This is a genomic window from Puia sp. (genome assembly GCF_035546395.1).
Classification (GTDB): domain Bacteria; phylum Bacteroidota; class Bacteroidia; order Chitinophagales; family Chitinophagaceae; genus Puia.
Genome location: NZ_DASZXR010000016.1, coordinates 861,837 through 887,699, shown reverse-complemented (window position 1 = coordinate 887,699; position 25,863 = coordinate 861,837). Strand labels below are relative to the sequence as shown.

General features: G+C 58.9%; 17 protein-coding genes. 10 read left to right on the top strand and 7 right to left on the bottom strand.

The window, feature by feature from the left end; genetic code table 11:
• The first annotated feature begins 35 nt into the window (after window positions 1–35).
• The 5 genes from VHE34_RS24830 to VHE34_RS24810 are packed head-to-tail and all read left to right on the top strand — an operon-like array spanning window position 36 to window position 6,832.
• Complete coding sequence (locus VHE34_RS24830) at window positions 36–1,592, top strand: TolC family protein (protein ID WP_325593083.1); 1,557 nt, start codon at window positions 36–38, stop codon at window positions 1,590–1,592.
• Between the two features lie 10 nt (window positions 1,593–1,602).
• Window positions 1,603–4,863: an efflux RND transporter permease subunit gene (locus VHE34_RS24825; RefSeq protein ID WP_325592989.1), complete on the top strand. Its 3,261-nt coding sequence runs from the start codon at window positions 1,603–1,605 to the stop codon at window positions 4,861–4,863.
• Entirely contained in the window at window positions 4,860–6,020 is a 1,161-nt protein-coding gene (locus VHE34_RS24820; RefSeq protein ID WP_325592987.1) for an efflux RND transporter periplasmic adaptor subunit, read from the top strand. The genes VHE34_RS24825 and VHE34_RS24820 overlap by 4 nt, the downstream gene beginning before the upstream one ends.
• Before the next feature lie 38 nt (window positions 6,021–6,058).
• Complete coding sequence (locus tag VHE34_RS24815) at window positions 6,059–6,589, top strand: hypothetical protein (protein WP_325592985.1); 531 nt, start codon at window positions 6,059–6,061, stop codon at window positions 6,587–6,589.
• 45 nt (window positions 6,590–6,634) lie between these two features.
• Entirely contained in the window at window positions 6,635–6,832 is a 198-nt protein-coding gene (locus VHE34_RS24810) for a hypothetical protein (protein ID WP_325592983.1), read from the top strand.
• Window positions 6,833–6,919: 87 nt separating this feature from the next.
• Here the strand turns inward: VHE34_RS24810 and VHE34_RS24805 are convergent, their stop codons facing one another.
• The 4 genes from VHE34_RS24805 to VHE34_RS24790 all read right to left on the bottom strand — a co-directional run bounded on the left by VHE34_RS24805 (window position 6,920) and on the right by VHE34_RS24790 (window position 13,813).
• Window positions 6,920–8,434, bottom strand: a complete 1,515-nt coding sequence (locus VHE34_RS24805) for a c-type cytochrome domain-containing protein (RefSeq protein ID WP_325592981.1) — start codon at window positions 8,432–8,434, stop codon at window positions 6,920–6,922.
• The gene (locus tag VHE34_RS24800; RefSeq protein WP_325592979.1) at window positions 8,431–9,261 is read right to left on the bottom strand and encodes a sugar phosphate isomerase/epimerase; all 831 of its coding nucleotides are present in this window, start codon (window positions 9,259–9,261) and stop codon (window positions 8,431–8,433) included. The genes VHE34_RS24805 and VHE34_RS24800 overlap by 4 nt, the downstream gene beginning before the upstream one ends.
• A 227-nt stretch (window positions 9,262–9,488) precedes the next feature.
• Window positions 9,489–11,006, bottom strand: a complete 1,518-nt coding sequence (locus VHE34_RS24795) for a DUF1501 domain-containing protein (protein WP_325592977.1) — start codon at window positions 11,004–11,006, stop codon at window positions 9,489–9,491.
• Between the two features lie 5 nt (window positions 11,007–11,011).
• A complete protein-coding gene (locus tag VHE34_RS24790) occupies window positions 11,012–13,813 on the bottom strand; it encodes a DUF1553 domain-containing protein (protein WP_325592973.1) in 2,802 nt (933 codons plus the stop codon).
• A gap of 120 nt (window positions 13,814–13,933) precedes the next feature.
• Between VHE34_RS24790 and VHE34_RS24785 the strand changes: the two genes are divergently transcribed.
• Complete coding sequence (locus VHE34_RS24785) at window positions 13,934–15,052, top strand: hypothetical protein (protein WP_325592971.1); 1,119 nt, start codon at window positions 13,934–13,936, stop codon at window positions 15,050–15,052.
• A 24-nt stretch (window positions 15,053–15,076) separates the two neighbouring features.
• Here VHE34_RS24785 and VHE34_RS24780 read toward each other — a convergent pair whose 3' ends face one another.
• Window positions 15,077–16,642 (bottom strand): MFS transporter, encoded by a 1,566-nt coding sequence (locus tag VHE34_RS24780; RefSeq protein WP_325592969.1) that lies wholly within the window; start codon window positions 16,640–16,642, stop codon window positions 15,077–15,079.
• 155 nt (window positions 16,643–16,797) lie between these two features.
• On the opposite strand from VHE34_RS24780, the gene VHE34_RS24775 reads away from it, so the two are divergent.
• From VHE34_RS24775 to VHE34_RS24760, 4 genes are all read left to right on the top strand, one after another.
• Window positions 16,798–19,053 carry a tetratricopeptide repeat-containing sensor histidine kinase gene (locus VHE34_RS24775; RefSeq protein WP_325592967.1) on the top strand — a complete coding sequence of 752 codons (2,256 nt, stop codon included), beginning with the start codon at window positions 16,798–16,800 and terminating at the stop codon, window positions 19,051–19,053.
• 166 nt (window positions 19,054–19,219) lie between these two features.
• On the top strand, window positions 19,220–21,223 hold the full coding sequence (locus VHE34_RS24770) for a histidine kinase dimerization/phosphoacceptor domain -containing protein (RefSeq protein WP_325592965.1): 2,004 nt from the start codon (window positions 19,220–19,222) through the stop codon (window positions 21,221–21,223).
• Between the two features lie 610 nt (window positions 21,224–21,833).
• The gene (locus VHE34_RS24765; RefSeq protein WP_325592963.1) at window positions 21,834–22,190 is read left to right on the top strand and encodes a hypothetical protein; all 357 of its coding nucleotides are present in this window, start codon (window positions 21,834–21,836) and stop codon (window positions 22,188–22,190) included.
• A gap of 13 nt (window positions 22,191–22,203) precedes the next feature.
• Complete coding sequence (locus tag VHE34_RS24760) at window positions 22,204–23,691, top strand: sigma-54 dependent transcriptional regulator (protein WP_325592961.1); 1,488 nt, start codon at window positions 22,204–22,206, stop codon at window positions 23,689–23,691.
• Window positions 23,692–23,719: 28 nt separating this feature from the next.
• Here VHE34_RS24760 and VHE34_RS24755 read toward each other — a convergent pair whose 3' ends face one another.
• Entirely contained in the window at window positions 23,720–24,178 is a 459-nt protein-coding gene (locus VHE34_RS24755; protein ID WP_325592959.1) for a DUF2267 domain-containing protein, read from the bottom strand.
• Window positions 24,179–24,530: 352 nt separating this feature from the next.
• Window positions 24,531–25,820, bottom strand: coding sequence for a GAF domain-containing sensor histidine kinase (locus VHE34_RS24750; protein ID WP_325592956.1), 1,290 nt, complete (start codon window positions 25,818–25,820; stop codon window positions 24,531–24,533).
• Between the last annotated feature and the right edge of the window lie 43 nt (window positions 25,821–25,863).

Sequence of the window (25,863 nt, the reverse complement as noted above, 5' to 3'; positions counted from 1 at the left end):
ACATCGCCTCCATACGCCGCTAGTTTTACACCAGCATACAAAAACTAGCCGACCATGCGACAACAAATAACAACCATTCTCTTCCTGCTGACCACGCAAATCGCCTGTACGCCCAGCCGCCATCCATCCAGTCGCCAACCACGCAGTCGCAAACCACGCAGCCGCCATCCACGCAGCCGCAAACCAGCCAATCCCCCAACACAACGCTCACGCTCCCTCAAGCCCTCCGCATCACCATCGCCAACTACCCCAAAATAAAGGCCGCCCAAAACATCGTCAACGCCTCCGACCTGGAAGTAAAGGCCGCCAGGCAGGACGGCCTCCCCGATCTCACCGCAGGCGCCGAACTCGCCTACGGAACCCTCGACGGTCTCAACGGCCATGCCTCCGGCGAACCCGGCCTCACAACGCTCACCAACGGACCCGTCACCACCAGTCAAAACTGGAATGCCGCCTTCGGAGCTCTTTATCTGACCAACATCGATTTCAATCTGTATTCCTTCGGCCTCCAACGCGCACATGTAGCCGCCGCGAAAGGCCAATACCATCAGGATAAAAACAACCTCGACCAGCAGATCTTCCAGCAACAGGTCCAGGTCGCCGGCGCCTACCTCGCCCTCCTCGCCGCTCACCAGGTCCGCCTCGCGATGGAAGCCAACCTCGCACGTACCCTCGATCTCCGCGACGTGATCCTCGCCCGCACCCTGAATGGCCTCAACGCCGGCGTCGACAGCTCCATCGCCGACGCCGAAGTGGCAAAAGCCCGCCTTACCCTCATCGACGCAAAGAACTTCGAACAACAACAGGCCAATCGCCTCTCCATCCAAATGGGCATCACGCCGGAAGCCCTCCGCCAGTACGCCGCAACGAACCAACCCGGGGCCGTCCCCCTGGACGCGGAAGCGGTCCAGACAATACGCCTCGACACAACATCCGTCCAAAAGCTCCCCGGCAACCTCCTCGAAACCCCAACAACCGATCTCGCCGATCATCCCGGCCTGCGCTACCTCGCCAGCCAAATAACCACAAGCAACCTGAACGCATCCTATTTCCAAAAGATCGGCCTGCCCCGTCTCTCCCTCTTCGGAGTAGGGCAGGAGAGGGGCTCCGGCTTCGGCCCGAAATACGCCACCAACCTCAACGACTATACCACCAATTTCTTCACCGGCATCCAACCCCAACGCGCAAACTATCTCCTGGGCCTGGCCCTCACCTGGGACATCACCAACCTCGGCCGCAGCCACTCCCGCGCCGCCGCCCAACGCGAACGCTCACAAGCCTTCACACAGGAATATAACCTGGAAAAGAACACCCTCGTAAATCAACTGTCGCTCTCCGACCAGCAGATCCGCAACGCCCTCGACAAATACAAAGAGACCCCCGTCCAGCTCCAGGCCGCCACCGAAGCCTACACCCAGAAGAAGGCCCTATACGAGAATGGTCTCAACAACATCGTCGATGTTTCCCAAACGCTCTATCTCCTCAACCGGGCAGAGATCGACCGCGACATCGCCGTCAACGCCGTCTGGCAGGCCCTGCTCTTCAAGGCTGGCGTCCAGGGCAATCTCACCCCTTTCCTTCAACAATTCTAAACACCCGGCTATGAACCTCATTTCTTCCGCATTACGCAAACCCATCTCGGTCATCGTGCTCGTCTCCGCCCTCGTCCTCTTCGGGATCATGGCCGTCATCCGGATCAATATCGATATCTTCCCCTCCCTCGATATCCCCACCATCTATGTCTCCCAACCCTATGGCGGCCTCTCCCCGCAACAGATGGAAGGTTTCGTCGCCACCAATTATCAAAATATCTATCTCTACATCGGCGGCATCAAATCCATCGAAACCAGCAATATCCAGGGCCTCAGCCTCCTCAAGCTGAGCTTCTACAGCGGGACCAATATGGCCCAGGCCGCCGCCGAGGTCACCTCGCTCACCAACCGCGCCTTCGCCGAGATGCCCCCCGGCACGCCGCCACCCATCATCATCCGCTTCGACGCCTCGACGCTCCCCGTCGGCCAGCTGACCCTCAGCAGCCCCAAGCGCACCAACAACGAATTGCAGGACCTGGCCAGCGTCTGGGTCCGCCCCAACTTCTCCCGCGTCCCCGGCCTCTCATCACCGCCCCCCATCGGCGGTAACGTCCGGTCCATCCTTATAAAGGCCGACCCCGCGCTGATGCGCAGCCATAACATCAGCCCCGAACAGATCACGGCGGCTATCGAGGACAACAACCATATCTCCCCAGCCGGTTCGGTGAACATCGGCAGCAAAACCTATATCACTCCTTCCAATACGGTCCTGCAAAATATCCCCGACTTCGGCAATATCCCGCTCGTCTATAACAACGGCGCGACCATTTATGTAAAGGATGTGGCAACCGTCGAAGACGGCGCGGACATTACCACGGGTTTCGCCTATATCAATGGCAAGCGATCCATCTATATCCCTGTCATCAAGAATGCAAACGCTTCCACCTGGTCGGTGGTCAAAGGCCTGAAGGCCGCGATCCCCCAGATGCAAAGCCTCCTGCCGCCGGACGTAGAACTCAAATATGTCTTCGACCAGTCCGTCTACGTCATCGATGCCGTCAAAAGCCTGATCCTCGAAGGCGCCATCGGCGCGGGCCTCACCTCTCTCATGGTCCTCCTCTTCCTCCGCGACCCCCGCAGCGCCCTCATCGTAGTCCTCAATATCCCTATCTCCATCATCACCAGCACCCTATTGCTCAAACTCTGCGGTCAGACGATCAATATCATGACCCTCGGCGGCCTCGCGCTGGCCATCGGCGTCCTCGTCGATGAGGCGACCGTCACAATAGAAAACATTCACCGCCATCAGGAAATGGGGCTCGGGCCTGATCCAAAAAATAGGCCGTCGCCCCATTTCTCCAAAGATGGGCCTTCGGCCAACCGACCCGTGGTCGGTTCTGTGGGAAAATCCCGCGCCCGCGCCATCGCCGACGCCTGCCACGAAATTGCCCTGCCCAAATTGCTGATCCTCCTCAGCACCCTTGCCGTATTCGCCCCCGCATTCTTCATGACAGGTGTCCCCCAGGGCATGTTCCTCCCCCTGTCCATGGCCGTGGGCTTCGCCATGATCCCCGCCTTCCTCCTCTCGCAGACATTCGTCCCCGTCCTCGCCAACTGGCTCCTCAGGGACAAACCCCATAACCCGCAGCAACCCGTAGTCCCCGCAAAAGAAAAAGGCTTCGACAAATTCAAAGCCGTCTTCACCCGCCTCCTCGAAAAAAGCATCCATCACAGCAAAACCGTCATAACCGCCTACTTCCTCCTCACCATCGGCCTCGTAGCCGCCGTCATCACCCACATCGGCAAAGACATCCTTCCCTCCGCCGGCGACGCCCAATTCCAGCTTCGCCTCCGCGCCCCCGAAGGCAGCCGCCTCGAAACCACCGAAGCCACCCTGCTGAAAGCCCAGCAGGTGCTCTATACCCTCGTCGGCGGAAAGCAGAATGTGGCCATCATCTCCGCCTTCGCCGGTCAACAACCGCCTTCCTTCCCAACCCTCCCCATCATCCTGTTCACCGCAGGCTCAAACGAGATATTGATGCAGGTCAGCATGGCAAAGGGGTTCAAAGGGAACGTCGGCGAACTGGAAGAGCAATACAGGATAGCCCTCCATAAAGCCATGCCCGAAGTCACGATGTCATACGAACCCATCGATCTCACCGACAAGATCATGAGCCAGGGCGCCTCCACCCCCATCGAGATCGCCGTCATGGGTCCCGATCTCAACGCTAATCAGCAATACGCCCAAAAATTGGAAGCCCGGCTAAAAGCCATCCCCTTCCTCCGCGACATCAATATCAAGGAACAGCTGAACAATCCAGCGATCCGCATCGATATCGACCGCGACAAGGTCAGGCAGTTTGGACTAACGATGTCGGACGTCTCCAATTCCCTCACCGAAGCGACCTCCTCCAGCCGCTATGTCAATAAAATGCTTTGGTTAAACGCCGCGAACGCCAACTCCTACGAAGTACAGGTAGAAGTGCCCCAAACATCGATCGGCAGTGTGACCGATCTCGCCGCCATCCCCGTCAAACCCGGCAGCAGCCAGCCTACCCTCGGCGAAGTCGCCAACCTCACCGAAGACCATGTTGTCGGCGAATATGATCGCAAGGGCGCCACCAGATTCTTGCTCATCGGCGCTAACATCTACCGCAAAGACCTCGGCTCCGCCGCTACGGCGGTAACCGCCGCCCTCCGTTCCGTCGGGACCCCGCCCCGCGGGGTCAGCGTCGAACCACGCGGCGAGAGCAACCTCCTCACCCAAACCCTCGACAGTCTCCAGACCGGCCTCATCATCACCATCGTCGTTCTCCTATTGATGCTGGCAGCCAACTATCAATCCTTCCCACTTTCCCTCACCGTCCTCACATCCATCCCTGCCGTACTCGCCGGCGCAATGCTCCTGCTGCTCGCCACCGGCTCGACCCTCAACTTACAATCCTATATGGGCATCATCATGTCGGTCGGCGTCTCCGTCTCCAACGCGATCCTCCTCGTCACCAACGCCGAAGAGATCCGCAAGGCCGGCGCCGATTCGGCAAAAGCCGCGATAGAGGCCGCAGGTCTCCGCCTCAGGCCGATCCTCATGACCAGCATCTCGATGACTGTCGGCATGATCCCCATGGCTACCGGCCTCGGCGACGGCGCCCAAAGCGCCCCCCTCGGCCGCGCCGTCATCGGCGGTCTGCTCTTTTCAACAATCACATCCCTGCTCGTACTCCCGCTGATATTCTACCGCGTCCGTCGCAAAAGCTCCGTCCACTCGGTGTCCCTCGACCCCGATGACGCCCAAAGTCTTCATTTCGAACCAATAAAACCCACAATATGAGACTCAAATTTTTGCAGCTGATAGTCCTCATCCCGCTCGCTGCCCTATTCGCCGCTTGCGGCGAACAAACACCGGCCGCAATCAGCCAAACCGCAACCAGCCAAACCGCTAGCAAGCCGGCCGCTAGCAAGCCGGCCGCAACAAACGCCGCCGAGGCCCCCGACACCACCACCATCCAAACCCTCACCCTCACAAAGGGCCACCTTACCTCCACAATGACCCTGCCGGGACAACTGCTCCCGTTCCAAACGGTAGATCTTTACGCAAAAGTCAACAGCTTCGTAAAAGCCATGTACGTCGACGTCGGCAGCCAGGTGCACAAAGGCCAGCTCCTCGCCACCCTCGAAGCCCCCGAGCTCCAGGCCGCAACGGACGAATCTGCCTCCCTGCTGCAAACGCAGGAAGCCAACTGGCAAGCCTCAAAAGCGACCTATGACCGGCTTTATAAAACTAGCAAGATCCCCGGAACCGTCAGCCCCAACGAACTCGAGCTTGCCCTTGCAAAACGCAACAGCGACAGCGCTGCCCTCGCCGCCGCCCGCTCTCATTATCTCGCCGCCGCCGACATCCAATCCTATCTGCAGGTCCGCGCACCCTTCGACGGGGTCATCAGCGCCCGAAATGTATATCCCGGCGCCTCCGCCGGCCCCGCAGGCAAAGGCTCTTCGATCCCCCTGATGACACTCCAACAGCAACGCCGCCTTCGCCTCGTCGTCGACATCCCCGAAGCAGCCACCGCCTATCTCCATGAGAAAGACACCCTCCGTTTCACCGTCCAGAACCTGCCCGGCCATCTCTTCGTCGCCACAGTCACCCGTATGGCCGGCGCCCTCGACCTCCAGCTTCGCACCGAACAGCTCCAGATGGACGTCGTCAACGACAACGGCCTCCTCCTGCCCGGCATGTTCGCCCAGGTCAACTTCGACCTCACCAACAGCGACCAGCAATTCATTGTCCCCCTTTCGGCAGTAACGGCCAACAGCAAACGCATCTTCGTCATCCGCATCATCGCGGGCAAAACCGAATGGGTCACCGTCCAGAAAGGCCGCGAAGCCGATGGAAAAGTGGAAATATACGGAGACTTAAAACCCGGCGACCAGCTCGTCGCCGCCGCAACCGACGAACTGAAAGGCGGCACCCTCGTCAAAACCAACTAACGCTACCTCACGCCATTCACCCAACAAAATCATCTGACATGCGACACAGCACAAACAACGGCCCACACCTCCTGTTCTTCATCCTGGTGATCCTCCTGTTCGCCGCCTGCAACTCCCAACCACAAAGCAACCCGAAAAGCCAACCCGCCCAACCCATCCAGGCCCGGCTGGATAGCCTGGAAAAAAGGCTTCGCCACGCCTATACGCCCGGCTTCGGCGAGCTCATGCTCAATATCCAGATCCATCACGCCAAACTCTGGTTCGCCGGCAAGCACGGCAACTGGCAACTCGCCGCCTACGACGAAAGCCTCATCCGAAGTGCCATACAAAAGATCCGCACCTTCCATCCCGACAATCCCAACGCCGCCACCACCGCAATGATCGATATCCCCATGGACAGCGTAGATGCTGCCATCACGCACAAAGACCCGGTCGCCTTCCACCGCAGCTTCACCTACCTGACGACTACCTGCAACAATTGCCATGCGGTTACAAAACACCCATTCAATGTCATAACCATTCCCAAAACCGACCCCATCGGCAATCAGGACTACAACCCGGCGCACTAACCGCCGCCGGCGCAGTCCTCAATCCTAAAATCAAAAACCAGCAATATGCAGAACAAACACAAAAACAACAAGCAGGCCTTCTCCAAAAAAGGCATCGCGACCATGCTGCTCGCAACAGCAACCACCACTACGCTCCTCGCCCAAAAGGCGCCCGACTACCTCGAAGATTCTCCGCCAGCCACCGCAAAAACACCACAAACCGGTTCACCATACTATTCACCGTATCCACCTTCCACGGCCTGATCCGCAGCATCTTCACCTGCGCATGCCCCGCGCCCATCGACGCACAGAGCATCAACAACAAACAGCCCCTTCTCATATGCGATAGTATTAATTCCGGCTCTTTGGTCTCACCACCGCCGTATCCGTTACCAACACCGGCAACGAATATCCCCCCGTATCCAGCTCCACCTTCGGCAACACTTTCTTCAACGCCACCCAATCACCCCCCGACACCTTCGTCTGGTATAAATAGATCGTTCGTAGTTTCGTTAGCCCCTTCAAACCCTCCACCCCCGCTACCCTCACACCCGTCCCCACCAGGTTCAACACCCGCAACTCAGCACAGCCCTTTAGAAAAGCCAACCCCGCATCCCCAATCCGCGTCCCCGCCAAATCCAGCGACCGCAATGAATCACACTGTCCGATCACCGCCATCGCCGAATCCCCGAGCCCCGTATGATCCAGCCGCAAGGATATAAGTTGTTTCTTTACCGGCAACAAAAGCCGCATCGCCTCGTCCACCCGGCCAGCCACCCCCGTACCTCCCGACACCCCCGCCGCCATCCCCTCAAAATCCGCCTCCAACCAATGACTCCCCCGCGCCACCGGCATCACCGTCACCCCCTTCGCCCGCAACGCCTCCACCGCCCTCTCATCCGCCGCCTCCACTTCGCCGGCCGGCACATCCCCCGCCGCTACAGCCCCAGAGCCCGCCGCTCCCAAAGGCCCTCCGCCATTGCGCCTCCGCGCCCCCTGCACCGCCAACAACGCCCCGCGAACCGAATCCGGCTGCCCCAACTCCGCCACCCGCCGGGAAAAATCCGCCCCCTGGTCGATCCACCAATGCAATAACAAGATATCTCTCGAAGGCAACTGCTTCTTCTCCTTCGGCGGCATATGATGCTCATCGCCCACCGGCAACAACAACCGCTTCATCATCTCACTCGCTCCCCCACGCCCCGGTAACAAAACAACCCCATCCTTCCCGCCGCGAAGCAACGCCGCCGTATCATCCAACCGCAATCCCCCCTTCTGCCGCGTCGCCCCATGGCATCCATAACAATTATCCCGTAAGATCGGCCGCACGATCTCCGCATACGCCCGCGCCCTCTGCACATCCAAAATTGGGCTATCCACCTCCGCAACGCCGCCCGTAGAAGGGCCCAACGACAAATAGTCACTCCCATGCGTCAGCGATCCCCCCAGATGTCCCGTCACCACCACCAGCAAAAACAATCCGATCGATAAGATAGTCTGCGTCCGGTCGAAGCCATGCACCCGCGACCGCGACCACACATAAAAACAAAAGAAGGTGAGCCCAATGCCCATCCATTGATGCCAACCCACCAGCGTCGCGTCATATTCCCCGCTCGTCGACAGGATCCAACCCGTACAACAGGAAAGCACCCCCGAGAACGCTCCCGCCAGCAACACCACCGGCACGGCCGGCCGCAAAGCGGCATAGGCGGCTCGCGACGCCAGCAACTGCAACAATAAGGCGCCAAGGATAAGGCCGATCGGCAAATGCACCAGCACCGGGTGAAAATGCCCGATAAAAGTTAGGAACGGACTCATGATAAAGGTCAGGAAATGACTCATGATAAAAGTCAGGAACAGGGTCATGCGTACCGGCTTCTGAGAACATGCATCATATAGGCGTTGATCGCCCATTGATCGCCCAATGGCTGCCGCGTATAAGGCAAGGTCGGCATATAGTCTGGCGGTCCGAACTCGGTAAGGATCGTCAACCGGCGACCTTCGCGTTTCTTCCGCGCCACAACCACGTCCCACCATGCAAAATGCGCATCCACCGCCGCCTTCCATTCCGGCGCCCGCGGATCGCTCACCTGCGGCCCTTCCGGGTGGCCGATCCGCGCATGGATATGATCCACCCGCTGCAAAGTAAGGTCCAGCGTCGCGGCCTGGTCCTGCAAAAGAGTCTCGCTGACATTGCACCAGTGGGAAACGTCAAAGGTCACCCGCAGATCTGGATCGCTCTCCAAATAATGCCGCGCCACCGGCGCCGCAAAAAGCATCCGCGACCGGTGCGTCTCATGACAAATCGTTAAGCCCGTCCGCGAAGCCAGGCCCCGGGTAAACTCGAGCAACTTTGTATTCTGCTCAAACGAAAAATAATCCCGCCCCGAATGACAGTTGATATACAACGGCCGCTGCACTGAATTGGTCGCCGCCGCTTCCGTCATCCGCTTGAACAACTCAAAATGCGGCTCAAATTCCGGCTGATGCCCCGCACAAAGAAACCCCACCTCCAGCCCGTGGGTCTTCAGCGCGTCAAACAGTTCCTTCTGCCCCGCTGCCTCCATTGGCCACCAGATCTCGATCCCGTCATATCCCTCCTTCTTCGCCTTCGCGCAATACGCATCCAGCGTCCCCTCCCAACCCCAGTTGGTGGCCATGATCTTTAATTCAAAACCTGCAGTAGTACTCATAAAAGGTCTCTCTTTTGCAAAAGCATCCAGGGAGCCCAGCATCAATGCCGTAGCCGCCGCGGATCCCCGCGATATAAAGGTTCTTCGATTAAGCATCAAGCTAAAAACGTCCCCCGCACCAACTCCACCGCCACACCCCCCTGCCGTCACAAAGCCCGCAAGCCCCGCCGCCACCAAGCCCGCCGCACAAATCTCCACCGCCACAAACCAACCCCGCTACGCAGCCCTCAAGCCAGTATCTCCTCCACCACCTTCCCCGACACATCCGTCAACCGGAACGGCCGCCCCTCGAACACATACGTAAACTTCTCGTGATCAAAACCCAGCTGGTTCAAAATCGTCGCCTGGATATCAAACGGTGTCAGCTTCCCGCTGATCGCCGAATACCCGATCTCATCCGTCTCCCCATACGAAAAGCCCCGCTTCACCCCCGCTCCCGCCATAAATATAGTGAACGCATCCGTATGATGATCCCTCCCCTTGAAAGGATTTTGCTTCCCCTCCCGGTTCTCCATCATCGGCGTCCGCCCAAACTCCCCACCCCAAACCACCAGCGTATCCTCCAGCAGCCCCCGCTGCTTCAGATCCAGGATCAGCGCAGTCACACACCGGTCCACCTGCCTGCATTTATTGATAAACCCGATGTCTATCGCCAGGCTCGCATCCGTCCCATGGCTGTCCCAACCCCAGTCGAACAGTTGAACAAACCGCACGCCCTTCTCCACCAGCTTCCGCGCCAGCAACACATTGTTCGCAAAACAGGCCTTGCCCGGCTGCGTCCCATACAGTTCGTGGATATAGGCCGGTTCGTCAGAAATGTTCATCGTCTCCGGTACCGAGATCTGCATCTTGAACGCCATCTCATACTGAGAAATGCGCGACAAGGTCTCCGGATCGCCGTACTCCTTATATTCAGCCGCATTCACCTCGTTGATCGCATCGATCGATGCCTTCCGCAGATCCCGGCTCATCCCCGCCGGGTCTTTGATGAAAAGCACAGGATCACCCTCGCTCCTGCACTGCACACCCTGGTACACGCTCGGCAGGAACCCGCTGCCCCAGACGCTCTTGCCCGCATCGGGGAACTTCCCCCCGCTGGTCAGCACCACAAACCCCGGAAGGTTCTGGTTCTCCGTGCCCAGCCCATACGTCACCCACGAACCCATGCTCGGCCGCCCCAGCCGCGGCGAACCCGTCTGCACCAGCAACTGCGCCGGGGCGTGATTGAATTGGTCCGTCGACACCGCCTTCAAAAAACAAAGCTCGTCCACGATCGTCGACAAATGCGGTAGATGCTCACTCACCCAGGCCCCGCTCTGCCCATGTTGCGCAAACTTCGCCTGCGGCCCCAGCATTTTGGGCACGCCCCGGATAAAGGCAAACCGCTTCCCCGCCAGCAGCGACTCCGGGCAGTCCTGTCCGTCGAGCCGCGCTAACGCCGGCTTGTAGTCGAAAAGTTCGAGCTGCGATGGCGCCCCCGCCATATGCAGGTAGATCACCCGCCTGGCCTTCGCCGGGAACATCGGCAGCCGCGCCGCCAGCGGATGCGCCGGATCGAATACGATCGGATCCTCACCCGAAGCCGCACCCGAACCACCCTGACATCCCGGCAACAACGAACCAAGCGCCAGCGCGCCAAAACCAAACGCGCACTCCTGCAAAAAATGCCGCCGCGTATACCGCCGCGCCACCGCCATCTCCGCCTCCCGCAACAACCGCTGATTATATAGTTCCTTCTGAGTCATAAAAGTCAATTTTTAGTCACCACCTCATCGAGGTTCAACAACGCACTCGCCACCACCGTCAGGGCGTCTCCCTCCGGCCGCCGGGTAAGCCCCTTCGCGGACCCGGCAGCCTCCGGGCCGGGCTCTCCGCTATAGTCTTCGGCCGGCTCCGCTCCGCTCCGCCGGCCTCCGGGCTGCCGCTGCGATCCCTGACGCGCTTCCAATGCTTTCTCATACAACACCATCAACGGCTTCAACTTAGCCGCATCGATCGGCTTCAGCATTATCGTCTCATACCCCAACGCAATCCCCCTCTCCACGCTGCCGGCCCCACGCATTCGTCCCGCCAAATGCTCCGCCGCCTCCCAATACACCGAATCATTCAACAACACCAACGCCTGCAACGGCGTATTCGTCCGGATACGCCGCGCCGTACACACCTCCCGCGCCGTTCCATCAAAACTCATCATCGAAGGGTAGGGGGCCGTCCGTTTCCAATAGGTATACACAGCCCGCCGGTACTGATTCCGGCCGGAATCCTTTTTCCAATCCTGCCCATTCCACGGCGAAAGCCAGATCCCCTTCGGCTGCCACGGCATCACCGAAGGTCCACCCAGCTCCTCGTCCAACAGCCCACTCACCGCCAACGCCTGGTCCCGCACCTGCTCGGCCGACAACCGCACCCGCGGCGCCCGCGAATAATACCGGTCATCCGGATCCCGCGCCAACGCCTCCGCGGAAACCTTCGAGTCCTGCCGGTACGTCGCCGACAACACCATCTCGCGTAATAAAGATTTCACACTCCACCCATCCTCATGCATCAGCCGCCAGGAAAGCCAATCCAACAGTTCCCGATGCGTCGGTTCCGCTCCTTGCGTCCCCAGGTCCTCCAACGTCTCGACAAGCCCCGTCCCAAACAGCTGCTCCCAAAGCCGGTTGACCATCGTCCGCGCCACCAGCGGGTTCTCCGGGCTCGTCAGCCAGCGCGCGAGTCCCAACCTGTTCTTCGGCGCACCCGCAGGCCAGGGATTCAAGGCATGCGGCGTCGCCGGCTCCACCACCTTCCCCTTCACCAGCCAGTTCCCCTTCTCAAATACATGCGTTTCCCGATGCATATCCATGGGATTGTCCTCCATCACCGGCACCGTCGGTACATCGGCATTGATCAACCGCCAATACAACCGCTCCATCGCCACATCGCCGGCCGGCAGCTTCCGCCCAAAATAAAACCAGTCAAACTGCAATCCGCTCTCCTCCGGCTTCTTCAGTCGGGGATTCTCGTAAGTAATAAAGATATCATGCACGCCCTTCCCCAACGGCAGATCCACCTTCGCGATTGTCCACCCCTTCGTCGTATCGGCCCGCACCCGGCCAATCACCGGCCCATCCACCGCATCCAAATGCATCGTCCACGTCCCGCCGGCCACCAACCCCGCATACCGGTAGATCAATTGATCCCGCCCCTCCAAATCCACCCGCTGCAATCTCGCCGACCCATGATTGCGAAAGATCAGCCATTTCGTGTCCGCCAGCTCGGCATTCACAAACCGGTCCGCCGTCAACGAGTTGATGGCCGGTTCCCAGGTTCGCACAAACCGGCGCACTTCCATCGCCCGCTCTTTGCCCCCCTTGGCCAACACCCATTTCGTCAGCTGCAACACGCCAAGACTGTCCTCGCCTGAAAATTTCCGCAACAAGGGATAGTCCGCATAGGTGTCCTCATCCCGCGTATCATTGAAGAAGGCCATGAACTGGTAGTATTCGTCATGCACAAATGGATCGTATGGATGAGTATGGCACTGCACACACGCGAAGGTCGTCCCCATCAACGCCTGCCACGTCGTATTCACCCGGTCCAGCACCGCCGCCGTGCGGAACTCCTCGTTGTCCGTTCCCCCCTCGTCATTGGTCATCGTATTCCGGTGAAAAGCCGTCGCAATATAGTCGTCGTCCGTAGGATTCGGCAGCAGATCCCCCGCCAGCTGTTCGGTCAAAAAATGGTCGTACCGCATATCCGAATTAAAGGAATGGATCAGCCAGTCCCGATACCGCCAGATACTCCGCCCCTCATCCCGCTCATACCCCTTCGTATCCGCATACCGCGCCAAATCCAGCCAGACCGCCGCCCAACGTTCGCCATAATGCGGCGAGGCCAGCAACGTGTCCACCACCCGCTCATACGCCCCGGCACTCGAATCGGCCATGAACTGCCGCACCAACGCCGCCGACGGCGGCAACCCCGTCAGATCCAGGCTCACCCGCCGCAACAATGTTGCCTTGTCGGCCTCCCGGGACGGCGATAGCCCGAGACCCCGTAATTTGTCGTAGATAAAATAATCGATAGGATTCCGCACCCAGTCCTTACCCTCCGCAGGCCCCAATCCCCAAAAGCTCGCCTTTAGAGCGGGCGCCTCCACCGGCCGCACCGGCAGATACGCCCAATGATCCCCCCACTTGGCACCCTGTTTGATCCATTTCCGCAACGTCTCGATCTCGTCAGCCGTCAACGGCGCCTGCTTATACGGCATCCGGTCCTCGGGATCATGAAGCGTGATCCTCCGCATCATCTCACTATGGTCCGGGTCCCCCGGCACGATCGCCGGTTTCCCCGACTTTGTCTTCCCCAGCGCATCCACCCGGAAAAGAAGACTGAAGTCCGACTGCCGCCGCACCCCGCCATGGCAGGCAATGCATTTTTTGTTAAATATCGGCTTGACCTGCGTATTAAAGTCGACCGTCTCCCCTGCAGGAAACATCCGCCAGGAAAGCACCCCGATCCCCACCAGCACCACCGCTACCCAAACCCACCGTTTTGAATTGACAAGCATAGCCTCAATTTACCCCAATCCCTCTAAAAAGCCAAAAACTCCAGGGTCCAACTACATGAATGGGTAGGCCAACATCCCGCATTTCCCCCGATCTTTAAGCAATCCCTTAATCAATTCACCATGCACACCGGCAAATGGCTGCGGACAGGCCTCAACCTGGCCCTGTCGATACTCCTCATTGTATCCTGCGCAAAGCAGAACCCGTTCAATGGCCCGACTCCAACCGACCCGGCCAATGCAAAGACAACCGGCAATCTCTTCCCCCCACCCCCGCCTCCTCCATTTCCCCCACCCACTATCCGGATATGGCTGGCAGGTCCGACTCTCCCCATCCGGAGTGGCTGGGGCCGCTTTTCGATGGGGTCCTTCGCCCTCTCAGGCCAGGGATATTTCGTGGCCGGCGGCATAATGGATGCGACCCACATCCAGGGAACCTCCACCGACGTCATCTGCTTTAACCCCACCACCGGCGCCTGGTCTCAAAAAGCTGCTTTCCCCGGCTACGCCCGCACCGGTATGGCTTCGTTCGCCGTCAATAATCTCGGTTACATCTGCACGGGAGTTGGGTCCAACTATAGTACGTCCACAACGGAGACCTGGCAATACAGTCCCATACAAAACTATTGGTCAAGGAAAGCAGCCCTTCCCGGCCCGGCCCGCTCCTTCGGCGTCGGTGTCGGACTCAACGGAATGGGCTATGTCGGCCTGGGCACCACCAACGCCGGCGGCGAAGATGGCGGCCTCAACGATTGGTGGCAGTATAACCCTTCCACGGATTCATGGGCCGTAAAAAGAAGCCTGCCCGCCACCAGGGGCCGCTGGGGCGCCATCGCCTTCGCCAATGACCAGCCCGGTGGCAAAGCTTACGTTGGCACCGGTGTCGACTGGCCCTTTTATGGGCCCGGTTATAACGACTGCAATGAATACGATCCCGTCGCCGATACCTGGACCCCGATGCCCTCGTTACCCACCGGAACACCGGGCCGTATGTACGCAGTGGGGATGAGCCTGCCGGACGGCGGGGTCGTCGGCACCGGCTACAACGGCTACAACTATACCGATTTCTGGGAATTCAGCTATTCGACGAAAACCTGGAGTAAGATGGCCGACATCCCCGGCCAGCGCTTCCTCGCGCAGGGATTCGCCATTGGTCGTACGCTGTATGTCGGCGGAGGACTCTATGGCCCCGGCGATACCCCCCCGACGGCAATGAGCGATTTCTATTCGTTGTATTGGTAAAGAAGAAGGAAGTCCGGACAACAGCTACAACTCCTTCCCCCGCACAAACAGCAACCCCATCACCGCCCCCAAAAAGGCCAGCATCGCCGCCAGCCGGAGGACATCCCCATAAACGCCGATAAACTCCTCCCGGTAGATTCGCGTCAGCGCCTCCGCCGCAGGAACCCCGGCAGGCGGTCTGGCATTCCCCAGGTTGGCAGCCTGCGCCATCACCTCCTGCTTCTCACGGGATGATAATCCCAAACCATCCAATTGTCCCCGCAACGCCCCCGCAAAGAACAAAACCGCCAACGCCCCAAAGATCGCATTGGCAAACACCCCCGCGATCCGCGTCATGGCGTTATTGATCCCCGAGGCAACACCCGAATGCTCGTCGCTCACCGCACTCATCACCGTCGTCGTCAGCGGCGCCACCGTAAAGGACATGCCCAGCCCCAACACAAGCACCCCCGGTAGGAAATGCGTCCAGTAATCCACCGGTCCCCGCGTCTTTCCGACAAAAGAAAGCATCAACAGCCCCAATCCCGCCGCCGCCGGCCCAACGGTTAGGAACAACCGCGCTCCATATTTGTCCGCCAGCGACCCAGCCCACCGGGCGAGCGAGATCATCAGTACCGTAAAAGGAAGAAAGGTCAGGCCCGACTGCAACTGGCTATACCCCTGCGCCTGTACAAGGTCGAGTGAAAGAAACAGCATCCCCGCACCCAGTCCCGCATAAAGGAAGAAGGTCAACGCATTGACCCCGCTAAAAGTCCTGTTGGCAAAAAGATCCAGCGGCATCATCGGGTCCTTCCGCCGCGACTCGATCCACACAAACACCCCCAACAACGCCACTCCCAGCGCCAACGCGCCCCAAACCTCCCAGGTCCCGAATCCCGGTGCCGCGGAGCCACCCGGCGCCTCTCCACCGGACCCCGAATCGGCCGTTCGCAAAAACCCAAAGGTCAGCGCCGCCAGTCCCGTCGCGATCGCCAGCACTCCCGGAATATCCAGCTTCCGGCCCGCCCCCGCCTCCTTACTCTCCGGCACCCTCCGCCAAAGTATCAGCAACGTCAATAGCCCGATCGGCACGTTGATATAAAAGATTCCCCGCCACAACCCGGCATCCGCCAGCGCGCCGCCAAGCACCGGCCCGCCCATTGTCACCACCGTCGTAACAGCACTCCAGGTCCCGATCGCCTTGCCCCGCTCCCCGGGGTCGATAGACGAAGAGAGCAACGACAGACTCCCTGGGATCATCAGCGCACCACCCACCCCCTGCACCACCCGGAACCCGATAAGCCAGCCCACATCCGGCGCCAGCCCGCAGGCCACACTGCCCACGATAAATACGAATATACCGACCATGTATACCCGCTTCCGGCCCAGCTTGTCTCCCAGCGACCCACCCACCAGTATCAGCGCAGCCAGCACCAGCAGGTAGGCGTTCAACACCCAGAACAGATCCGCCCCCGAAGCATTCAACCCCTTCTGCAGGGCCGGCAGCACCACATTCAACGCCGTGCTGTCGATAAAAGCCATCGCCGAAGCCAGGATCGTGGCCGTTAAAACCCACCGGCCCGATGTACTTTTCAAAGGAAATGATGTCATAATGCTAAAGTTACCCAATCAGGACCACAACGGCTGCCGGCAAAACAAAACAGAATTTCATATCTTGAGGTTCAGTCGATCCGCCATCCCGCCGCATCATTCCACCCGCTCCCAAAACCGTCGTCGCAGTACAGATCCGCAATTCACGAAAAAATATGCATAAGTCCTGTCTCATCATCGCCGGTCTGCTATCCGCTTTCGCCGCTCATGCCCAGCCCGACCCGGACGGTCCCCAACTTCCAATTCCCTTGCTGCAGTCCAGACTGTCCGTCGCAAAAACCGACACGGCCCGGCTAAACCTGTTAATTCACATTGCCCTGGCGTTCCTCGACAGCGCCGAAAGCCGGCCGGCCCTGGCCGATACAGCCCTCCGCTACCTTAGCAGGGTCGGGTCATCTCCGGTAACTTACGCCAACCGCCGCCTGGACGGCTGGTATCAGCTCACTACCGCCCGTGCCTACCGCGCAGGAGGTCAGAGCAAACACGACAGCGCGATCAGGCATGTCCTCCTTGCATTGGATATCCTGCAACCCTTTCGTCTCGACTGGGCAAAAGCCTGCGTGGAAGCAGCATTCATCTATGTTGATGCGAGAAATAGCCATGAGGATAGCCTGCAAATTGCCTATTATAAAAAAGCCATTCCCATCTTCTCCGCCGAAAGAGAACAAAAATGGCTTGCATATACGCTTCAATACCTGGGAGGCGCCACAAAGGACCCCCGGGAGGCCCTGACCTACCAGCATCAGGCGCTGGACATCTATCGATCCTTGCCCAATCCCGATCTCCGGCCCCTCTATTCCGCCCTCGCCGGCAGCTACTCCGAGATCGGGGATCCCCAAAATGCACTTCAATACAGCCTCAAGGCCGTTCGCCAGGAAGACGGCCGGCCGCACCCCGATCAAACCAGCGTCCTCACCTACAACCAGGCAGCCTATACCTTTGCCAACCAGGGCGATTATAAACAGGCTGCATTTTACTACGGCAGATCCCTGGAGATGGCGATCCGGTTTGCCGACACCTTCGCGATCCTGGTCGACGCATCGGGCCTGGTACGGGCAGACCTCAATATCGGCAGGTATGACTCGGCGCTCGCCGTCCGTCGCCGCATATCCCGTGCCTTCCGACCCCAGACCACCGAAGAACAGATCACCGAAGCGGAGAATTTTGCAGCGATCTTTCAAAAAATGGACAGGCTTGATTCGCTCAAGCCCTATATCGGTACGCTCTCGAAACTGGATTCCCGACTCTCATCGAACGACTATACCCGGCGCAAAACCCTTCCCGCCCTGGCCTCCTACTATAATCGAACCGGCAATTTCCCCCTGGCGAAAGAATATTCCCGCGACCTCATCCGCATCGGCCGCCTGAATAACTCCATCGCTGCGATTTCCACAGGTTATCAGCATCTCTCCACGGCCGATTCAGCCCTCGGCAACTACCGGTTGGCGATGCAGGAATACCAACGATACATCCATCTGCGGGACTCCCTGCGCGACACCGACAACGCCAGGCAGGTCGCCGCACTGAACCTGCAATACGAAACCGAGAAGAAGGACAAGGACATCCAGGCCCTCAAGCACAACCAACAACTCAGCAATCTCGCCCTGCACCAGGCCGGTCTGACCCGCAATTTTATCATCGCCGGCTCGGCCCTCCTCCTCATCCTGCTCCTCGTCACCATCAATCGCTACCGCATCAAACAACGCAGCAACCGGCAGTTAAGCAGCCTGCTCTCGGAAAAAGACGTCCTCCTCACTGAAAAGGAATGGCTCCTCAAAGAGATCCATCACCGGGTAAAGAACAACCTCCAGATCGGCATCAGCCTGCTCAACCTCCAATCCTATCATATCGAGAACGAAAAAGCCCAGTCCGCCATCCGCCAGTCCCGCAACCGGATGTATGCCATGTCGCTCATCCACCAGCGACTCTACCAGGCCGACAATCTGAAGACCATCGATATGCGGCAATACATCGCCCAGCTCATCGAATCCATCGGGGACAGCTACGCGTCCGAAAAAGAGATCGACTTCCGGCTGGCCGTCCAGCCGCTCGAACTCGATGTCGAACATGCGCTGCCCGTCGGCCTCATTCTCAATGAAACGGTCACCAATTCCCTGAAATATGCCTTTCCGAACCGTCGGAAAGGATGCATCTCCGTCATCCTCGACCAAACCGCCGACCGCATAACCCTGTCTATAGCCGACGATGGGGTAGGGGCCCCGGCCGGCTTCGAACTCCACCGCGATCACTCGATGGGCATGCAGCTCATCGATATCCTCGTCCAACAGCTCGACGGCTCCATCCAAATAGACAACTGCGGCGGTCTGGCCATCACCATCGAATTTCCCCGGCCCAATACCACCCTGATTCCCACATCTCCCCATCGCCGCCCGGCACTCCAGGACTCGTAAAATTTACAGGTTTTTATGCCGACATTTCGCAGGCTTCCCGTCAATCGACGATATTTCGCCGACGGCCAGCCGCTCGCAAATCGCTAATCGCTTGGCTCCGCCCCGATTACGAATAGGCACAACTTTGGTTGCCTCCCCAAAAACCCCAGGCTCCTATAAATTGACAATGAAACAAGGTTGGCTCCTCGTGATCACAATATTCCTGTCTTGCCTGGCTCACTCCCAGGACAAGCGGGGAATTGCTGTCGCCGATACCACCGGCCACACCCTCAGTAAAGGCCGCCGCCTTCTCCTGCTGGCAAAAACGACCCGGGAAAAAGGCGACACCGCTGCGGCCAAAAAAGCCGCCTTCGAAGCGCTCGCCTTCTTCTTCAAAGAAAAAGAAAAGACCCCCGGCCTCGCCGACGCCGAATTCGAAACCGCCCGCTACTTTGACTATTCGGACCCTGTTCAAAACCGCCATCGCATCGCCCTCTACCGCGATGCAATTCCCATCTATGAGAAAGCCGGCCTCCGCCTCAAAAAGGCCCGTGCCCTCGAATTGCTCGGTGATTGCCTCCAATACGAGGACGTCTCGGTCAGCGACGCCCTGCCCCCCCTGCTGGAAGCCTTCCATATCTATACGACCGAACACCAGACCGATCTCCGGAATATCTCCGCCCTGCTGGCCACCACCTACTCCCGCGTCGGCGATCACCACAGCGCGCTTCTCTACGGCCTGATGGCCGTCAAACAGGAAGAAGCCTGGCCCAACCCGACCTTGAGCCTCTGCGTCTCCTACAACCGCGTCGGCCTGGTTTACTATAATATGGGAGACTATCTTCGCGCCGATACCGCGCTTACCCGCGCCATAAATCTCGCCCGCCGCTTTCGGGACACCGGCGCCATCAAAGAGTCGATACTCAACAGCATTCTCGTAAAGATCAAACTCCCTCAACCGGACAGCGCCCTCCGCCTCGCACAAGACCTCGCACACAACTACCCATTCGTCGCGCCCTTCGACCGCATCCAGCTGCAACAACGCTTCCTGCGCCTCTACACAGCAACCAACCGCTTTCAACTCGCCAGGCCCATCGCCCGCCGGTTCGTCGCTCTCTCCGATAGCCTCCCGCTGATGGATTACAGCCGGGCTTATATCGATCCCGTCCTCGCCGAATACGCATTGGCGATAAAGGACTATCCCCTCGCCCGCAAATATGCCCGCCGCTACCTCGGCTTCTGCCTGCATAGCCATTGCCCCGCGGCCCTGTACAAAAGCTACTATCAACTATACCTCGCCGACAGCGCTGAAGGCCGCCTGAGGTCGGCGATGACCAACTACCGCCAATACGTCCATCTCCGCGATTCCGCGCAATCCCGGCCGGACACCAACCAGGTCCTCGCGCTGCAGGAAGTCGCGATGACGCCTCCGGCAACGACCCAAACCCCCGCCATAGGCTCCGCCGCACACCCACAGAATAAAACCCCATGGCTAATACCCGCCGCCATCGGCATCCTCCTCATCGGCGCATGGTTCATGGGCTTCCGCTACCGCACACTCCGCCGTAACCGCCAGCTACAGGCAGAAAAAGAATGGCTCGTGAAACAACTCCACCACCGCGTAAAGAACAACCTGCAGATCGTCATGAGCCTGCTCAACACCCAATCCCATTACCTCGACAACGAAAAGGCCCAGGCCGCCATCGGCCAAAGCCGCAACCGCATGTACGCACTCTCCCTGATCCACCAGCGGTTATACCAGCCCGATAACCTGGAACTGATCGATATGACCCGCTACGTACCCGATCTCGTCCGCTATCTCCGCGACAGCTTCCCCGACCAACACCGCATCGCCTTCCATCTGGACATCGACCCCGCACCCCTCGATGTGTCCATCGCCGTTCCCATCGGCCTTATCCTGAATGAAGCGATCTCCAATTCTCTCCAATGGGCCTTTCCCGGCGGCCGCCCCGGCGCCGTCCATATCATACTCCGGCAGCAACAAAGGCCCTTCCTCGAGATCGCCGACGACGGCATCGGTCTTCCCGCCGCCCATGAATCCCAACGCCGGCAATCCATGGGCCTCCAACTCATGACCACCCTCGTCCAGCAACTCGAAGGGGAAATGACCATCACCGGCGACAACGGCACCCGCATCTCCATTCGCCTCCCCCCAACACTCGCCGCATAAGCCACGCCACGCAGTGGCCTTCCACCCCAACCGCTGATTCCGCGACAAACCAACCTGCCCATCGCCCCACAACCCCGGCCTCCGGCCCCAAACCGAAGACCGGCCGCAAACCGAACCCTCCGGCCGCGAACCGAAACCATCAGGTTCAGACGGAAACCTCCAGCCGCAAACCGAGGCCACCGCTAACCGGAACCACCAGCCCCAAACCGAAACCACCGCTAACCAGAACCACCAGCTCCAAACCGAAACCACCAGCCGAAAACCAAAACACCAGCCGAAAACCGAAACACCGGTCCCAAACCGAAACCTTGGCCGACCCAGACCCTCCACCCGCGAACCGAAACCACCAGCCGCAAACCGAAACACCGGTCCCAACCGAAACCACCAGCTCCGAAACCCCGGATATCCGGCGCAAACCAAAGCCAACACTTAAACCCCAATACCCGATCCGCCCCAAAATCCCCCGAAACGAAATATCGCCGCGATCCATCGTCAGCCGACGAAATATCGTCTGTCGATCGATTCGATAATAGCCGCAATAATTTGTAAATCAAAGGCTGAGGGATAGGCACACCGTTGGACAATTCATCTGCACCGACTGCTCAAATCCATGAAGAAGTACTGCCTCCTCCCCTTCAGCCTGCTGTCAATCGCATACCTGCACGCCCGGGACAAACCCAACCTGCACACCCCGCAGTACCTCACCTATTTCTTCACCCTCCCAAACGATACCAGCCGCCTGCACCTCCTGCTCACCATTGCCGGCTCGTCAAACCGTTCCCGGTCTTTCCGAACCACCGGCGCCCGATCGCCCTGCCCGTCCGAACGCCCTTCCCCCGGACAGGCCGTCCGCCTCGCGATAGCAGACGATGGCATCGGCCTGGTCCTGGTTATCACATTTGTAATGGTGCCAAACCGTAACTTTACTGCGGAGCGCGAAGACGTGCCCGCCGGGAACATACACTGAAAAAGAAAAACAAATGCAAAAAACTATCCTGGTAGTAGAAGACGAACTGGTCGTAGCAAATGACATCCGCCTCACGCTCGAACGCGCAGGCTACACCGTCATTGGCATCGCCCGCAGCTTTCACTCGGCAATGGAGACCATCAATAACGTCCAGCCCGGCCTCGTCCTCCTCGACATCTTTCTCAAAGGAGATCTCACCGGGATCGACCTCGCGACCGAACTGAATAAAAAAGACATCCCCTTCGTTTATCTTTCGGCCAACTGCAATTCCAGCGTGCTCGAAATGGCAAAGGTCACCCAGCCTTCGGGTTTCATCGTAAAACCCTTCCGCGAAAAAGATCTCCTCGTCACCCTCGATATCGCCCGCTACCGGCATGACTTCAAACAGCAGATGGCCGGGTCCGCCAACGCCTCGCAACCGGCCCATTCCCGCCGCGCAGCCACCGGTAATTTCGCCTCTTCGGCTCCCGCCCATTCTTCCGCCGCAGGCCCGTCCCCGGCAGGAACCGCGGGATCCTCCCAGTATGTCCCCGAATCCCCGGGCATGGGACTTCCCGGCATCATCGGCCAAAGCCCCGGCATGCTCCGCATCTTTCAACAGGTAAAAGAAGTAGGCCCCCTCGACACCTCGGTCCTCATCCTCGGAGAAAGCGGCACCGGCAAAGAAGGCATCGCCAGCAATATCCATAACCTCTCACCCCGGCGGAGCAAGCCCTTCGTAAAGCTCAACTGCGCCGCCCTCCCGCCCAACCTCGTCGAATCCGAACTCTTCGGCCACGAAAAAGGCGCCTTCACCGGCGCCTTCGAACGCCGCATCGGCAAATTCGAACAGGCCAACGGCGGCACCCTCTTCCTCGACGAGATCGGCGAAATGCCCCCTTCCCTGCAGGTAAAATTGCTGCGGGTCCTGCAGGAACGCGAGATCGAACGCCTCGGCGGCCGCGAAACGATCAAGGTCAACGTCCGCATCATCGCTGCCACCAACGCTAACCTCGAAAAAGGCATCGCCGAAGGGCGCTTCCGCCTCGATCTCTATTACCGTCTAAACGTCTTCCCCATCATCCTGCCCCCCCTCCGCCAGCGCAAAGAGGATATTCCCCTGCTGGTAGCCCATTTCATAAAGATGTATGCCCAGAAGGCCGGCCGCCACACCGAATCCATCGCCGGCGAAGCCCTCGCCCGCCTCATGGACTACGCCTGGCCCGGCAATGTCCGCGAACTCCAGAACGTTATCGAACGCAGCATCCTGCTCAGCAACGATCCCGTCCTCCGCGACGTCTCCTTCATCGGATCGACACCCCGCAGCGAAGCGCCCGCCGAGGACGGCAACCCGGTAAAGACCATCGCCCAGATGGAACGCGATCATATCCTCACCGTCCTCCGCCAATGCAAAGGCCGCGTCTCCGGCCCCGGCGGCGCCGCCGAACTCCTCAACCTCCCCGCCTCCACCCTGAAAAGCAAAATGAAAAAACTCGGCATCGAAAAAAGCTACAAGATATAGCCCCCGACGGAACACTTCCCACGTCGGCTCACATTGGCATTCGCCGCTGGCCGATGGCTTCATCGACAAGCGCCTTTAACGCCTCCGGCAGCGCGGCTTCGATATGCCGGAACTCACCCTCGGTCAGATATACCCGAAGCGATCGGAAAACGGCCTTCACCACCCCCGCAGTCTCCTCATCGTTACCGAGATCGTAACCGGCCAGATCCTTATCATATTGGCGGATCTCCTCGAAAAATTCCGATAAATGCCGGATTCGCTTCGGCGGCTTCGATGTATCCCATTGGTCGACATACAACCCCTTCACGATCATCGGAAGCTGGGCGATGAGCCGGAGCGAGTCATCGACAGGCAGGCGGTTGCGCAGACCGTGCAGCACGCACCGCAGGATTCGATGAGCCATTTCGTTGGACACCTGCAAGTCCCCCGCGAGGATATTGATCAACTCATTACCCTTGGCCGCATATTGATCGAAATGAGTAGCCATGACGTTGTTTTACAATCAATATACACCGTACCACCGCGATCTTCGGTGATAACGATCAGCGCCCGGCCTGATCCCCGTTATTGGAACAGCCGTTCCCCGCACGGTATCTTTGTCTCGGGTTTATTTCGGAAACGATCGGTAGAGAAGGAAGCCAGATATAGCTGTTTAAACGACAGTAAACTGGGGACCGAAAGGCAGAACAAAAAACTGCCCCATCGAACCAGGAAAATTTCGGAATGAGCAAGATGCCGATAGAATAGAGGCTGTAAAAGGCCGTAAGCTACCGATATCGTAGGGCGGATCTTTGGGTCCGCCTTTTTTTGTACCGGTCCTGCAAGCTCCGGCATATCGGTTAGCCAGCCACCGCAACCGCCCCCGTCGGCGGATTCAACTCAAAATATGCGGCGGGACCATTCGGGAATTGCAAGGTAAAGGTCGTGCCCTGTCCCTCGATACTCTCAAAGGAGATGGTTCCCTTCAAAAGATTGACATAATGCTTCACAATATTCAATCCCAATCCCGTACCCTGGATCGAGCCGGCATTGCTGGCCCGGAAAAATTTCTCGAACAACAACCGCTGCTGACCGGCCGGTATCCCGATCCCCTGGTCCCGCACGGAAAGCGTCACCTGCCCGGCCTGAATGCACGCATTCAGAAAGATATCCTTCCCGGAATATTTGATGGCGTTCGAAAGTAGGTTGACCGTCACATTCCGGACAATGGTCGCATCCAGCATCGCCTCTGTGTCCCCCTCGTACGTAAATCTTATCTCCTGCCCCGGCTTCTTTATCCCGGCCAACTGTTCGACAGTCTCCTGAAGCAGCTCCCGAAGGTCGATGGCCTGTTGCTTCATCGACACCTTCCCCTGCTCTAACTTATCGAAGCAGAGAAACCCTTCCAGGATATTGTCCAGGTTCCTGGCCGCCGAACGTATTCGCTGGCAATGCTTGTCGGTCAACACCGTCTCCCCGCTGCGGCTGTAGCTTTCCACCAGCGAGATGCTCGAAAGGATCGTGCTCAACGGCGTACGAAACTCATGGGACGCCATCGAAAGAAAAGCACTCTTTGTTTCATTCAACCGCCGCTCCCGCTGCAAGGAATCATCCAGCTCCTGTGTCCGCTCGGTCACCTTCCGCTCCAGCTGGCTGCGGACCTGTACGTTGTCGATCATCACGGCGGTTATGTCGGCCAACGCCTGCAACAGCGCCACCTCCTCGGCCGAAGGCATCCGGATGACGGACCAGTAGTTGCCGATCGCCCCGATCGGATCGGCAGTCCGGATCGGGACCATGACCAGGCTCTTAACAAACGTCGGCCGGTAGGCATCCGCCGGAATTCGGTCGTCCTTATAGATGTCCTCGATCACGACCGCCTCCTTATGCAACATCGCCCAGCCGCTAACGCAGGCGCTCATGGGAAACTTACTGCCCTTCCACAAGGGCGTTATCGCATCCTCATCGGCATAATAACACTGATCCCCCTCCCGCAGCACAAAACAGGCCCCGTCGGCGCCGGTCAACGCCCGCGCTGTCTTCCGGACGACCCGCATGACCCCGGCAAGATCCTCCGCAAGCGACAACTCGCGGATACTGCTCACCAGGAGGGCCATTCCCTCGACATGAAGTGTATGATTCGATCCCATAAGATGTAATATACGTAAAAAAGATAATATTTCTTGACCAGCC

Bases quoted from the DNA above. Each gene is read 5' to 3' on its own strand.
- VHE34_RS24825 (WP_325592989.1), top strand. From the start codon at position 1,603: ATGAACCTCATTTCTTCCGCATTACGCAAACCCATCTCGGTCATCGTG.
- VHE34_RS24820 (WP_325592987.1), top strand. From the start codon at position 4,860: ATGAGACTCAAATTTTTGCAGCTGATAGTCCTCATCCCGCTCGCTGCC.
- VHE34_RS24815 (WP_325592985.1), top strand. From the start codon at position 6,059: ATGCGACACAGCACAAACAACGGCCCACACCTCCTGTTCTTCATCCTG.
- VHE34_RS24810 (WP_325592983.1), top strand. From the start codon at position 6,635: ATGCAGAACAAACACAAAAACAACAAGCAGGCCTTCTCCAAAAAAGGC.
- VHE34_RS24805 (WP_325592981.1), bottom strand. From the start codon at position 8,434: ATGACCCTGTTCCTGACTTTTATCATGAGTCATTTCCTGACCTTTATC.
- VHE34_RS24800 (WP_325592979.1), bottom strand. From the start codon at position 9,261: ATGAGTACTACTGCAGGTTTTGAATTAAAGATCATGGCCACCAACTGG.
- VHE34_RS24795 (WP_325592977.1), bottom strand. From the start codon at position 11,006: ATGACTCAGAAGGAACTATATAATCAGCGGTTGTTGCGGGAGGCGGAG.
- VHE34_RS24790 (WP_325592973.1), bottom strand. From the start codon at position 13,813: ATGCTTGTCAATTCAAAACGGTGGGTTTGGGTAGCGGTGGTGCTGGTG.
- VHE34_RS24785 (WP_325592971.1), top strand. From the start codon at position 13,934: ATGCACACCGGCAAATGGCTGCGGACAGGCCTCAACCTGGCCCTGTCG.
- VHE34_RS24780 (WP_325592969.1), bottom strand. From the start codon at position 16,642: ATGACATCATTTCCTTTGAAAAGTACATCGGGCCGGTGGGTTTTAACG.
- VHE34_RS24775 (WP_325592967.1), top strand. From the start codon at position 16,798: ATGCATAAGTCCTGTCTCATCATCGCCGGTCTGCTATCCGCTTTCGCC.
- VHE34_RS24770 (WP_325592965.1), top strand. From the start codon at position 19,220: ATGAAACAAGGTTGGCTCCTCGTGATCACAATATTCCTGTCTTGCCTG.
- VHE34_RS24765 (WP_325592963.1), top strand. From the start codon at position 21,834: ATGAAGAAGTACTGCCTCCTCCCCTTCAGCCTGCTGTCAATCGCATAC.
- VHE34_RS24760 (WP_325592961.1), top strand. From the start codon at position 22,204: ATGCAAAAAACTATCCTGGTAGTAGAAGACGAACTGGTCGTAGCAAAT.
- VHE34_RS24755 (WP_325592959.1), bottom strand. From the start codon at position 24,178: ATGGCTACTCATTTCGATCAATATGCGGCCAAGGGTAATGAGTTGATC.
- VHE34_RS24750 (WP_325592956.1), bottom strand. From the start codon at position 25,820: ATGGGATCGAATCATACACTTCATGTCGAGGGAATGGCCCTCCTGGTG.